This window comes from Azospirillum sp. UENF 211521 (assembly GCF_058780535.1).
Genome location: NZ_JBSNCF010000005.1, coordinates 197610 through 210027, shown reverse-complemented (window position 1 = coordinate 210027; position 12418 = coordinate 197610). Strand labels below are relative to the sequence as shown.

Below are 12418 nucleotides of genomic sequence, written 5' to 3'. Positions count from 1 at the left end.
CGGGGCGATCGGTCCCTCGCGGTCAGGCGTAGGCCGGGGCCTTCTTCACGGCGCGGCTCACCGCGTTGCTGAGGCCGCCCTTCAGCTTCGCGTATTCCTGCTGGACGTGGTTCTCGGCCCAGACCTGGTCGGCGATGGCCTCCACCCGGACGGCGGCGTACTTGTATTCCGGCGTCTTGGCGATGGGATCGACGGCGTGGATGGTCAGCTCGTTGCAGGCGCCGATCCACCACTGGTAGGTCATGTAGACCGCCCCCTTGTTGGTGCGGTCGGTGACGCTGGCCCGGCTGATCACCTTGCCGCGGCGCGACGACACCCAGACCAGCTCCTGGTCGCGGATGCCCAGGGCTTTGGCGTCCTTCGGGTTCATGGTGACGTAGCCCGGCTCGTCGGCCAGCGTCTGCAGGGCGGCGCAGTTGCCGGTCATCGAGCGGCAGGAGTAATGGCCGACCTCGCGCACCGTGCAGAGGATCAGCGGGAACTCCTCGGTCAGCTGGTCCCGCGGCGGACGCCATTCGGTGGCGAAGAGCAGGCCCTTGCCGCCCGGCCGCTGAAAGACGTTGCCCTCGTAGAGATACTTGGAACCGGCCGAGTCGAGGTCGCGGCACGGCCACGGCACGGCGCCCAGCCCCTCCATCTTCTCGTAGGTCACGCCGTAGAAGATCGGGCACAGCTCGCGCAGCTCGTCCCAGATCTGCTTGGTGTTGTCGTAGTGCATGGGATAGCCCATCGCCGTGGCGAGCAGGCTGATGATCTCCCAGTCGTGCTTGACGTCGCCCTTGGCGTCCACCGCCTTGGTGAAGCGCTGGAAGCTGCGGTCGGCGGCGCTGAACACGCCCTCATGCTCGCCCCAGGAGGTCGCCGGCAGGATCAGGTCGGCGAACATCGCCGTCTTCGTCATGAAGATGTCCTGGACGATGACGAACTCCATCGCCTCGAAGCCCTTGCGCACCAGCGCCAGGTCCGGCTCGGTCTGGGCCGGGTCCTCGCCCATCACGTACATGGCCTTCAGCTTGCCGGTCTCCGCCAGATGCGGGACGTCGGTCAGGCGGAAGCCGATCTGGTCGGGCAGCGACTCGACCCCCCAGGCCTTGGCGAACTTCGCCCGCACCTCCGGGTCGGTGACCTTCTGGTAGCCGGGGAACTCGGTCGGCAGCACGCCCATGTCGCAGCTGCCCTGCACGTTGTTCTGGCCGCGCACCGGGCCGACGCCGACGTTCGGCCGGCCGAGGTTGCCGGTCAGCAGAGCCAGCCCCGACAGCCCCTTCACCACATCGACGCCCTGGCCCCACTGGGTGACGCCCATGCCCCACAGGATGGTGGCGGAGGGTGCCGCGGCGTAGATGCGCATCGCCTCGCGGATGTCCTCGGCGGGCAGGCCGGTGATCGCCTCGGCGTATTCGGGGGTGTATTTGTCGACGATTGCCTTGTACTCGTCGAAGCCCTCGGTGTGGTTGGCGACATACTCCTTGTTGTAGAGCCCCTCGTTGATCAGGACGTTGGCGAAGGCGTTGACCAGCGCCATGTTGGAGCCGTTGTTCAGCGGCAGCCACAGATCGGCCAGACGCGCCGTCTCGATCTTGCGCGGGTCGCAGACGATGATCTTAGCGCCGCGCTCCTTGGCCTTGATGATGCGCTTGGCGATCACCGGGTGGCTGTCGGCGACGTTGTAGCCGAAGACCAGGACGCATTTGGTGTGCTCGATCTCGGGGATCGAGTTGCTCATGGCGCCGTTGCCCAGCGTCACCTGCAGCCCGGCGACCGACGGGCCGTGGCAGACGCGCGCGCAGTTGTCGACGTTGTTGGTGCCGAGAACCGCGCGGGTGAATTTCTGCATCACATAGTTGGTCTCGTTGCCGGTGCCGCGCGACGAGCCGGTGGTCATGATCGAGTCGGGGCCGTACTTGGCCTTGATCGCGCTGAGCTTCGTCGCGGCGTGTTGGATCGCCTCGTCCCACGACACCGCCTCGAAGGCCGCGTCGCGGCTGCGGCGCAGCATCGGGTTGCGCAGACGCGGCGTCAGGATCTTGGTGTCGTTGATGAAGTCGTAGCCGAAATAGCCCTTGAGGCAGAGTTCTCCCTCGTTGGTGACGCCGTTCAAGGGTTCGGCACCGACGACCTTCCCGCCCTCGACCAGCAGATTCAGTTTGCAGCCCGTACCGCAGTAGGGGCAGACCGCCATATGCTTTTCCATCTCGACCTCGATGTTCGCTCGATTGTGCCGGCTGTGCGCCGGCCGCAGTGATGGGAGGGGGGATCAGGCCGCGACTTCGGCGGCCTCCTGGGCGGCGCGCTCGCGCCGGCGGCGCAGGGTCTCGTCCATCGCCTCCCGGTCCATCAGGGTCAGGGCGCTGGTCGGGCAGACCGACACGCAGGCCGGGCCGGCGTCGCGGCCGACGCACAGGTCGCATTTTTGCGCCTGCGCCTTGACGCCCAGGCTCAGCGTCATGCCGGCGAACGACCGGACCGCCGGCACCGTCACCACGTCCATGACGCCGAACGGGCAGGCCAGAACGCAGTTCTTGCAGCCCAGGCAGCGCTCCTGCTCCACCTGCACGCTGTGCTGGCGGTAGACGATGGCGTTGTTCGGGCAGGCGTTGACGCAGGGCGCGTCCTCGCAATGGTGGCACATCACCGCGGTGCTGACGTCGGCCGTCCTCACCATGCGGATGCGCGGCTTGAAAGTGTCCGGCGCCATTCCTTCGACGCCGGCACCATCGGAATGGGCAAGCGCACAGGCGACCTCGCATGTGCGGCAACCGATGCACTTGCTCGGGTTGGCAGTGACGAATCTGTTCATTCCCGTCGTCCTTGTTGGCAGCCGGAAGGGGGCCGTCGAACGGCCCCGCCCCGGCGTCGCTTCACTGGTCCCTGACGTTGCGCGCCGGTTGGCCGAATCCGGTGCCGGTGGCTTCGCGACCGATTGAAATCGCTTATCGCCCGATCTTTAAAAGTAATCGACGCCGATAAGCCGATCCTATCGAGTATCTTTTCTCGTTTATCGGAATTAACGGGAGGCCATTCGACAATCAAAACGCCTTCGAACTTCCCGTCTTTGTGTCGCACACCTTATACCCACTTTTTTTGTGTGTCTAGTTGACATCGCGCCATCCAGGGGAATAGCGTATTGAAGTCAACGATGGCGATTACGCATCACCGTTGCTCTGACAAAGATTCGCAACAGATGGCTCTCCTTCTGCCACACCGTCCGTGACAACAGGCGGCTGCTGGGGCGTGCGCGAGCCAATACTGTCTTCTTATTGGTCGATCAGGTTTTCTTATCAGGACTTTCAAAACAGATCCTGATTGGCCGATTCGACGCACCCGCCCGGGAAGCCGGAGGTCTGGACATGAATCGCTTCGTTATCGCGGAACCGAGAAAGTGCATCGGGTGCAACACCTGCATGGCGGCCTGCACCGAGTCCCATAAGAAACAGGGGCTGCAGGCGCATCCCCGGCTGGCCGTCATGCGCACCGGAGACGACACCGGGCCCGTCCTTTGCCACCAGTGCGAGGACGCGCCCTGCGCCCGCGTCTGCCCGGTCAACGCCATCACCCATGGCGCCGACGCCATCCTGCTGGATGAGCAGGCCTGCATCGGCTGCAAAATGTGCGCGCTGGCCTGTCCCTTCGGCGCCATCACGCCCAGCGGCACCGGCATCGCCGGGGTCGCCGGCATCGCCACCGCCACGCCCCGCCACTCGGCGGCGCTCGATCCGCTGCTCGCCTGGGAGATCGGCGTCCGCAGCGTGGCGGTGAAATGCGATCTCTGCGCCTTTTCCGGCGACGGGCCGGCCTGCGTGCGCGTGTGCCCGACCGCCGCCCTTTACGCGGCCGACGCCGATGCCACCCGCCAGGCTGCCGCCGTCAAGCGCACGCTGGCGGCGGCGGCACCGGTCAGTCTTGAAACGCCGCTCGCCTCGCTGGAGGGGCTGGACCCATGATTCCACTCTCCCTGCTCATCATGTCGCTGCTGCTGTCCTGCGGCGGCGGCATCCTCTGCCTCCTCCTGAAGCGTCGGGAGGGGGACATCCGTCTTGGCGGCAGCGGCGTCGGCATCGCCGCGGCGCTCGCCGGGCTCGGCGCCGGGCTGACGGCCATCGGCGCCGGCCAGCCGGCCGTGCTCGACGCCGCCGGCCCCTACCCCTTCGCCCATTTCGTCCTGCGGCTCGACCCGCTGGCCGGCCTGATGATCGCGGTCATCTCGCTGCTGTCGCTGGTCGCCTGGATCTACGGCTTCGCCTATGTCCGCGAATACGCCGGGCGCGGCGTCGGGGCGATGGGCTTCTTCATGAACGCCTTCATCGCGTCGATGATGCTGGTGGTGGCGGCCGACAACGCCTTCTGGTTCCTCATCTTCTTCGAGATGATGTCGCTGGCCTCCTACTTCCTGGTCATCTTCGACCAGGACGACGAGGCGGTGGGCGCCGGCTTCCTCTACTTCCTGGTCGCCCATGGCGGCTCGGTGCTGATCATGGCCGCCTTCTTCCTGATGGCGAACCAGGCCGGCGGCTTCGATTTCGCCGCCTTCCGCGCCCATCCGCTGCCGGCCCCGCTGGACAGCGTCGCCTTCCTGCTGGCCTTCATCGGCTTCGGCGCCAAGGCCGGCATGATCCCGCTGCACATCTGGCTGCCGCGCGCCCATCCGGCCGCACCCTCGCACGCCTCGGCGCTGATGTCGGGCGTGATGATCAAGATCGGCGTCTTCGGCATCGTCAAGATCGGCATCGACCTGCTGGCCGCCAGCGCCGGGCCGGCGATGCTCGGCTGGGGCCTGCTGGTGCTGGCCTTCGGCGCGGTGTCGTCGGTGCTGGGCGTCGTCTACGCCCTGGCCGAGCACGACATCAAGAAGCTGCTGGCCTACCACTCGGTCGAGAACATCGGGATCATCCTGCTGGGCGTCGGCACCGGCATGATCGGCATGGCGCTGCACCAGCCGGTGCTGGCGGTGCTCGGCCTGATGGCCGGCCTCTACCATCTGCTGAACCACGCGGTGTTCAAGGGCCTGCTGTTCCTGGGCGCCGGCTCGGTCATCTTCCGCATGCACAGCAAGGACATGGAGGAGATGGGCGGGCTGGCCCGCAACATGCCCTGGACCGCCCTGTCCTTCCTGGTCGGCGCGCTGTCCATCTCGGCGATCCCGCCGCTGAACGGCTTCGTGTCGGAATGGTACACCTACCAGGCGCTGTTCGCCGCGGCGCTGGACGGCACCCCGCTGGTGGCGTTCGCCGCCCCCATCGCCGCCGTCCTGCTGGCGCTGACCGGCGCGCTGGCGGTGATGTGCTTCGTCAAGGCCTACGGCATCATGTTCGCCGGCGCGCCGCGCAGCCATCATGCGGAGGAGGCGCGCGAGGCTCCGGCCGCGATGGTTGCCGGCATGGCGGTGCTGGCCGTCGCCTGCGTGGCGCTCGGCCTGCTCGCCCCGCTGGTGGCGCCGGTGATGGGCCGCATCGCGGCGGCCACCATCGGCGCGGCTCCGGTCACGCTGGCCGTCGGCGCCACCCTGCTGCCGGGCGACGCGCAGCAGGCGACGCTCTCCACCCCGCTGATCGCCATCCTGCTGATCGCCATGGCTTTCCTGCCGATCGGCCTGAAGGCGGCCTTCGCGGCCAAGCGCGGCGGCGACCGCAAGGCGGCGGCCCCCTGGGCGGCCGGCTATCTGCCGGACCACCACATGCCCGCCACCGCCGGCAGCTTCGCCCAGCCGATCCGCATGTTCTTCGCGCCGCTTTACACCCTGCGCCGCGCGATCGCGGGGCGCTGGACCGGCATCACGCTCGGCTTCGAGCGGGTGGTCACGCTGGCGCGCCGCACCGAACCGCTGGCCGACCGGAGCGTCATCGCCCCGATCGTCGGCGTGGTCAACGCGGGCGGCAAGCGGCTGCAGGCCATCCAGGGCGGCGATTTCCGGATCTACTGCCTCTACATCGTCGCGGCGCTGATCGCGCTGCTGGCGCTGGCCGTCTGACGGGAGGACGCCATGCTGACCTTCTCACACTTCATCCTGGGGCTGTTCCAGGCGCTCCTCCTGCTCGCCGCGGCACCGCTGGTCTCCGGCCTGTCGCGCATGGTCCGGGCGAAGCTGCACACCCGCCACGGGCCGGGCCTGCTGCAGGACTACCGCGACATCGCCAAGCTGCTGACCCGCCAGGACCTGACCCCGCCGAACAGCGGCTTCGCCTTCCGGGCGATGCCGGCGGTGATGCTGACGACGGTGCTGGTCATCGCCATGGGCATCCCGATGCTGACCCGCTTCACGCCGGTGGCGCCCATCGGCGATCTGATCACGGTCATCTATCTGTTCGCGCTGGCCCGCTTCTTCTTCTCGCTGTCCGGCATCGACAGCGGCAGCTCCTTCTCCGGCATCGGCGGCAGCCGCGAACTGACCATGGGCGTGCTGGTGGAGCCGGTGATGCTGCTGTCGCTGTTCGTGGCGGCGCTGCTGGCCGGCTCGACCAACCTCGGCGCCATCGGCACAGCCATCGCCGACGGCCATGTGCGGTCGGCCACCGCGACGGTGATCGCCGCCCTGTCCTTCGCCTACGCCATCTACATCGAGCTGGGCAAGCTGCCCTACGACATGGCGGAAGCCGAACAGGAGCTTCAGGAAGGCCCGCTGACCGAATATTCCGGCCCGTCGCTGGCGCTGATCAAGTGGGCGATGGCGCTGAAGCAGACGGTGGTCGTCGCCTGGTTCATCGGCGTCTTCCTGCCCTTCGGCAGCGCGTCCGGGATGACGGTCTTCGGGCTGCTGTTCGGGCTGGTCGCCTTCGCCATCAAGCTGGTCCTGATCTTCGCCGCGGTCGGCGTGGTCGAGAACAGCGTCGCGCGCGTCCGCTTCCGCCTGACCCCCCAGCACAGCTGGGTCGGGGTCGGCGCCGCCTCGCTCGCCTTCGTCTTCTATCTGGTCGGCCTGTGAGCCGGCGAGGGGCAGCATCATGATAACACTCCCCACGGAACCGCTCGGGCTGTTGGCGCTGGCCGCCATCCTGGTCCCCTTCGGCGGTGCGGCGGTGATCGCCGCATCGAAACGGGCCTCGGCCAAATGGCTGTGCCAGGGCTTCGCCGCCGCCACCGTCGCGGTGATCGCCATCCTCGCCCTGTCGCTGCTCGGCGACGGCAGGATCGGCGGCACCTACGCGCTGATCGCCTTCGGATCGGTCTCGATCCTCGGGCTGGTGGTGGACAGCGTCAGCGTTCTGATCGCGCTGGCGGTGATCGCCATCGGCCTGCTGGTGGCGGTCTATTCCGCCGCCTACCTGAACGCCGGCAACCGCGAGCATCCCGACATCGGCCGGCGGCGCTTCTACGCCTTCCTGCTGGTGTTCATCGGCGCGATGACCGGGCTGGTCTTCAGCTCCACCGTCGTCGGCCAGCTCGCCTTCTTCGAGCTGACGGGCGCCTGCTCCTGGGCGCTGATCGGCTACTACGAGTCGCCCAAGGCGCTGCGCTCGGCGGCCAAGGCGCTGCTGGTCACCCATGTCGCCTCGCTCGGCCTCTACGTCGCGGCGGCGCTGCTGTTCCTGTCGACCGGCACCTTCGCGCTCTCCGCCATCGCCGACCTGGCGCCGGGGATGAAGGCGGTGGTCCTGCTGGCGATCCTGGTCGCCGCCTGGGGCAAGTCGGCCCAGCTGCCCTTCCACATGTGGCTGCCCGACGCCATGGAGGCCCCGACCCCGGTCAGCGCCTACCTGCACGCGGCATCCATGGTGAAGGTCGGCGTCTACATCTTCGCCCGCGGGCTGATGTCGTCCGGCGGCGCGCCGGAGATCGTCGGCTGGGTCGGTTCGATCATGGCGGTTCTGACGCTGGTCTACGGCTTCTTCATGTATCTGCCGCAGGTCGACCTGAAGCGCCTGCTCGCCTACTCGACCATCACGCAGCTCGCCTACATTCTGCTGGCGCTGTCGCTGTCGGTCTTCGGCTCCGACCTCGCCTTCAAGGGCGCCATCGCGCACATCTTCAACCACGCCTTCGCCAAGACGCTGTTCTTCCTGGTCGCCGGCGCGCTGAGCTACACCGCCGGCACGCGCCTGCTGCCGTCGCTGCGCGGCATCGTCACCAAGTCGCCGCTGCTGGGCGTCGCCTTCGTCTGCGCCGCCCTGGCGATCACCGGCGTGCCGCCCTTCAACGGCTTCTTCAGCAAGTTCGCCATCTTCGCCGGCGGGTTCGAGGTCGGGGCGCAGCATTGGGCGCTGATGCTTCTGGTGGTCATCGCGCTGGCGGAATCGGTCGGCTCCTTCGCCTGGTTCCTGAAATGGCTGGGCCATTCGGTGCCCGGCAAGCCGTCCGCCACCATGGCCGCGGCGGCCCCGCTGCCGGCCGGCATGAAGTTCGTGCTGGTCGCCCTGGTGGTGATGACGGTGGTCTCAAGCTCCATCGCCGCCTCGTGGCTCGGTTGAGGGAGGGAACGGTCATGAACGGATTTCTCATCGTCAACGGCCTGTCGGGCCTGCTGATCGTCAGCTCCCTTCTGGTCACGCTCGCCGGCAACCCGGCCAACTCCGCCCGCTTCTATGCGCTGCAGAGCGTCATCCTGGTGATGCTGTTCGTGGCGCTGGCGGGGGCCACCGGGTCGGGCGAGCTGTATCTCTGGTCCTTCACCGCGCTGCTGACCAAGGTGATCCTGGTCCCGGCGATCATGGTCCGCGCCTTCCGCCGGCTCAGCGATCCGGCCATCGGGTCGGGGGCGGTGATGCCGACGGCGCTGTCCATCGTCGGCGCGGCGGTCGCCGTCATCCTGTGCTTCGTCGTCGCGTCCAAGGTGACGCTGCCGGCGGCCGACGCCATCAAGCCGGCGCTGGCGGTGTCGCTCGCCCTCTTCTTCATCGGGCTCGGCTGCATCGTGGCGCAGCGGAACATCCTGAAGCAGGTGTTCGGCTATTGCCTGATGGAGAACGGGTCGCACCTGACCCTGGCCCTGCTGGCCCCCAACGCGCCGGAGCTGGTGGAGATCGGCATCGCCACCGACGCCATCTTCGCGGTGGTGGTGATGGCGGTGCTGGGATCGCGGATCTTCGACACGCTGCACACGCTCGACGCGCGCCAGCTCACGAGCCTGAAGGGATGACCGCCATGGTACCCTCGATCCTTCCCCCTCCTCCTGATCGGCCCGCTGGCGGTGGCGGTGTTCCTGCTGACCCTGCCCTGGTTCCGGGAATCCCTGCCCGAGACCCTGGCGAGCGACCAGGACAGCGTGGCGCTGCTGGAGCGCATCCATCTCGGCTCCATCGCCTACGTCTTCCTGCTGAGCGCCGCGGCGCTGGTCCAGGTGCTGTCGAACGGGGCGATCGCCGCCTTCGGCGACTGGCTGTTCGTCGACGCGCTCGGCGCCGTCTTCATGATGCTGATCGGCGTGGTCGGCCTGCTGACCGGCCTCTACTCCATCGCCTACATCCGCCACGACCTGGAGGCCGGCCTGATCGACGCCGCCAAGGTGCGGATCTACTACGGCTTCTTCAGCCTGTTCCTGTTCACCATGCTGCTGGCGGTGACCGCCAACAACATCATCATGATGTGGGCGGCGATCGAGGCGACGACTCTCGGCTCCGCCTTCCTGGTCGGGCTGTACGGGCAGAGGTCCTCGCTGGAGGCCGCCTGGAAATACGTCGTCATCTGCACGGTCGGCGTCGCCTTCGGCCTCTACGGCACGGTGCTGGTCTTCTCCAACGCCGCCGACGTGCTGGCCGACCCGCACCAGGCGGTGCTGTGGACGGCGCTGGTCGGCCACGCCGCCGAACTCGACCCGATGCTGGTCAAGCTGGCCTTCGTCTTCGCCCTGATCGGCTTCGGCACCAAGGCCGGCATCTTCCCGATGCACGCCTGGCTGCCCGACGCCCATTCCGAGGCGCCGAGCCCGGTGTCCGGCCTGCTGTCGGGCGTGCTTCTGAAATGCGCGCTGCTGATCGTCATCCGCTTCTACGTCATCACCGTCGGCACGGTCGGCGTCGGCTTCCCGCAGACGCTGCTGCTGACGCTGGGCCTGCTGTCGGTCGGCGTGTCGTCGCTGCTGTTCTTCGTGCAGCAGGACCTGAAGCGCAAGCTGGCCTATTCCAGCATCGAGAATGTCGGGCTGATCGTCGTGGCGCTCGGCGTCGGCGGGCCGCTCGGCATCGCCGCCGCCCTGCTGCACGCCATCAACCACAGCGTCACCAAGGCCCTGTTCTTCTGCACCGCCGGCAACGTGCTGATGAAGTACGGCACCCGCGACCTGCGGGCGGTGAAGGGCGTGCTGCGGGCCGCCCCGGCCACCGGCCTGCTGATGATGGCCTGCGCCCTGGCGCTGGCCGGCTTCCCGCCCTTCAACATCTTCGTCAGCGAATTCATGGTCTTCATGGCCGGGCTGAACGAAGGCTACGGCTGGATCATGGCTCTGGTCGCGCTCTTCCTGTGCATCACCATCGCCGGGCTGGTGAAGATGGTCGCCGACAGCGTTCTGGGCAAGAGCCCGGAGACGATGGCCAAGGGTGACGTCGGTTGGAAGGCGCTGGCCCCGCTGGGCGTCCTGGCGGTGCTGGTGCTGACGCTGGGCTTCGCGGTGCCGCAGCCGCTGTCCGATCTGGTCCAGCAGGCGACCGCGGTGGTGATGAACGGCGACAGCCGCCCGGTGGTCGCCGCCCCCTGGCAACACTACGACACGGTGCGCGCCGGTGGTCTTCTGGTGACCGGCAACCTCTCGCAGACGGAGATCTCCAAATGAACCTCATCGCTCCGGAACGGGTCGGGAGCGGCATCATCGCCTCCCTGCGCGAGAGCCTGCCCCACGCCATCCTCGACGAGTCCTGGCAGACCGGCGCCCAGGTGACCATCACGGTCAAGCCGGCGTCGCTGCCCGACGTGGTCGCCAGCCTCTACTACGACCACAACGGCTGGCTGTCGGTGGTCGTCGGCAACGACGAACGGCCGCTGAACGGCGCCTACGCCGTCTATTACGTGCTGTCCATGGAGGGCGCCGACCGGTGCCACGTCGTGGTGCGCTGCGAGGTGCCCGCCGACACGCTGGAATTCCCCTCCGTCACCCCGCGGGTGCCCGCCTGCGTGTGGGGCGAGCGCGAGGTGCGCGACATGTTCGGCCTGCGCCCGGTCGGGCTGCCGGACGAACGCCGCCTCGTCCTGCCCGACGACTGGCCGGACGAGCTGTACCCGCTGCGCAAGGATTCGATGGACTACCGGCTGCGGCCGGCGCCGACCAGCGACGACGAGACCTACCAGTTCATCAACGAGGCCAAGCAGGAGACCCGCGTCGTCCCGCTGGGGCCGCTGCACATCACCTCCGACGAGCCCGGCCATTTCCGCCTGTTCGTCGACGGCGAGGACATCATCGACGCCGACTACCGCATGTTCTACGTCCACCGCGGCATGGAGAAGGTGGCCGAGACGCGGATGGGCTACAACGACGTGACCTTCCTCGCCGACCGCGTCTGCGGCATCTGCGGCTACGCCCACAGCGTCGCCTACGCCAGTTCGGTGGAGAACGCGCTCGGCATCGCGGTGCCGCCGCGGGCGCAGGCCATCCGCGCCATCCTGCTGGAGACGGAGCGGATGCACAGCCATCTGCTGAACCTCGGCCTCGTCTGCCATTTCATCGGCTTCGACACCGGCTTCATGCAGTTCTTCCGCGTGCGCGAGAAGGCGATGACCCTGGCGGAGCTGCTGACCGGTGCCCGCAAGACCTACGCGCTGAACCTGATCGGCGGCGTGCGCCGCGACATCCTGGGCGACCAGCAGGCGAAGACCCGCGAGCTGGTCGCCGAGTTGCGCGACGACGTGACCCGGCTGGTCGAGGTGCTGCTGTCCACCGCCAACGTCAGCGGCCGCGTCAAGGGCGTCGGCCGGCTCGACCCGCAGATCGCCCGCGACTACAGCCCGGTCGGGCCGGTGGTGCGCGGCAGCGGCCACCGCCGCGACACCCGCGCCGACCACGCCTTCGCCGGCTACACGCTGCTCGACATGCCGGTCCATGTGGAGCAGGGCTGCGACGTGCTGGCCCGCACGCTGGTGCGGGTGTCGGAGTTCTTCGACAGCCTGTGGATCATCGAACAGCTGCTCGACAAGGCCCCGGCCGGTCCGGTGCTGAACGAGGATTTCACCTATGTCCCGCACAAGTTCGCGCTGGGCTTCACCGAGGCGCCGCGCGGCGAGGACATCCACTGGTCGATGACCGGCGACAACCAGAAGCTCTACCGCTGGCGCTGCCGCGCCTCGACCTACAACAACTGGCCGGTGCTGCGCTACATGCTGCGCGGCAATACGGTGTCGGACGCCCCGCTGATCGTGGGCAGCATCGACCCCTGCTATTCCTGCACCGACCGCGTGACCGTGGTGGACGTCCGCAAGAAGCGCTCCAAGACCATCGCCTACAAGGAGATGGAGCGCTACTGCCGCGAACGCACGGACTCACCGCTGAAGTGACGGGGGC

At 67.9% G+C, this 12418-nt stretch carries 9 protein-coding genes; 7 read left to right on the top strand and 2 right to left on the bottom strand.

From position 1 onward, the window contains the following. Positions 1-22: 22 nt before the first annotated feature. Both fdhF and ACWPN5_RS30155 read right to left on the bottom strand, forming a co-directional pair. On the bottom strand, positions 23-2194 hold the full coding sequence (gene fdhF / locus ACWPN5_RS30160; protein ID WP_492299203.1) for a formate dehydrogenase subunit alpha: 2172 nt from the start codon (positions 2192-2194) through the stop codon (positions 23-25). A gap of 63 nt (positions 2195-2257) precedes the next feature. Next, a complete protein-coding gene (locus tag ACWPN5_RS30155) occupies positions 2258-2800 on the bottom strand; it encodes a 4Fe-4S dicluster domain-containing protein (RefSeq protein ID WP_492299202.1) in 543 nt (180 codons plus the stop codon). Between the two features lie 550 nt (positions 2801-3350). Here ACWPN5_RS30155 and ACWPN5_RS30150 point away from each other — a divergent pair. The 7 genes from ACWPN5_RS30150 to ACWPN5_RS30120 are packed head-to-tail and all read left to right on the top strand — an operon-like array spanning position 3351 to position 12411. After that, positions 3351-3944 (top strand): 4Fe-4S dicluster domain-containing protein, encoded by a 594-nt coding sequence (locus tag ACWPN5_RS30150; protein WP_145684130.1) that lies wholly within the window; start codon positions 3351-3353, stop codon positions 3942-3944. After that, positions 3941-5968 (top strand): hydrogenase 4 subunit B, encoded by a 2028-nt coding sequence (gene hyfB / locus ACWPN5_RS30145; RefSeq protein ID WP_492299199.1) that lies wholly within the window; start codon positions 3941-3943, stop codon positions 5966-5968. Before ACWPN5_RS30150 ends, hyfB begins: the two co-directional genes overlap by 4 nt. Positions 5969-5980: 12 nt before the next feature. Further along, positions 5981-6919: a respiratory chain complex I subunit 1 family protein gene (locus ACWPN5_RS30140; RefSeq protein ID WP_492299198.1), complete on the top strand. Its 939-nt coding sequence runs from the start codon at positions 5981-5983 to the stop codon at positions 6917-6919. Between the two features lie 19 nt (positions 6920-6938). Next, positions 6939-8402, top strand: coding sequence for a hydrogenase 4 subunit D (locus ACWPN5_RS30135; protein ID WP_492299196.1), 1464 nt, complete (start codon positions 6939-6941; stop codon positions 8400-8402). A gap of 14 nt (positions 8403-8416) precedes the next feature. Continuing rightward, the gene (gene hyfE, locus ACWPN5_RS30130) at positions 8417-9070 is read left to right on the top strand and encodes a hydrogenase 4 membrane subunit (RefSeq protein WP_492299194.1); all 654 of its coding nucleotides are present in this window, start codon (positions 8417-8419) and stop codon (positions 9068-9070) included. Positions 9071-9127: 57 nt separating this feature from the next. Beyond that, positions 9128-10699: a hydrogenase 4 subunit F gene (locus tag ACWPN5_RS30125; protein WP_492299193.1), complete on the top strand. Its 1572-nt coding sequence runs from the start codon at positions 9128-9130 to the stop codon at positions 10697-10699. After that, entirely contained in the window at positions 10696-12411 is a 1716-nt protein-coding gene (locus ACWPN5_RS30120) for a hydrogenase large subunit (RefSeq protein ID WP_492299191.1), read from the top strand. The genes ACWPN5_RS30125 and ACWPN5_RS30120 overlap by 4 nt, the downstream gene beginning before the upstream one ends. Positions 12412-12418 lie beyond the last annotated feature (7 nt).

What these genes read in the sequence shown, in the direction of transcription:
- fdhF (WP_492299203.1), bottom strand. Translation starts at nt 2,194, where the DNA reads ATGGAAAAGCATATGGCGGTCTGCCCCTACTGCGGTACGGGCTGCAAA.
- ACWPN5_RS30155 (WP_492299202.1), bottom strand. Translation starts at nt 2,800, where the DNA reads ATGAACAGATTCGTCACTGCCAACCCGAGCAAGTGCATCGGTTGCCGC.
- ACWPN5_RS30150 (WP_145684130.1), top strand. Translation starts at nt 3,351, where the DNA reads ATGAATCGCTTCGTTATCGCGGAACCGAGAAAGTGCATCGGGTGCAAC.
- hyfB (WP_492299199.1), top strand. Translation starts at nt 3,941, where the DNA reads ATGATTCCACTCTCCCTGCTCATCATGTCGCTGCTGCTGTCCTGCGGC.
- ACWPN5_RS30140 (WP_492299198.1), top strand. Translation starts at nt 5,981, where the DNA reads ATGCTGACCTTCTCACACTTCATCCTGGGGCTGTTCCAGGCGCTCCTC.
- ACWPN5_RS30135 (WP_492299196.1), top strand. Translation starts at nt 6,939, where the DNA reads ATGATAACACTCCCCACGGAACCGCTCGGGCTGTTGGCGCTGGCCGCC.
- hyfE (WP_492299194.1), top strand. Translation starts at nt 8,417, where the DNA reads ATGAACGGATTTCTCATCGTCAACGGCCTGTCGGGCCTGCTGATCGTC.
- ACWPN5_RS30120 (WP_492299191.1), top strand. Translation starts at nt 10,696, where the DNA reads ATGAACCTCATCGCTCCGGAACGGGTCGGGAGCGGCATCATCGCCTCC.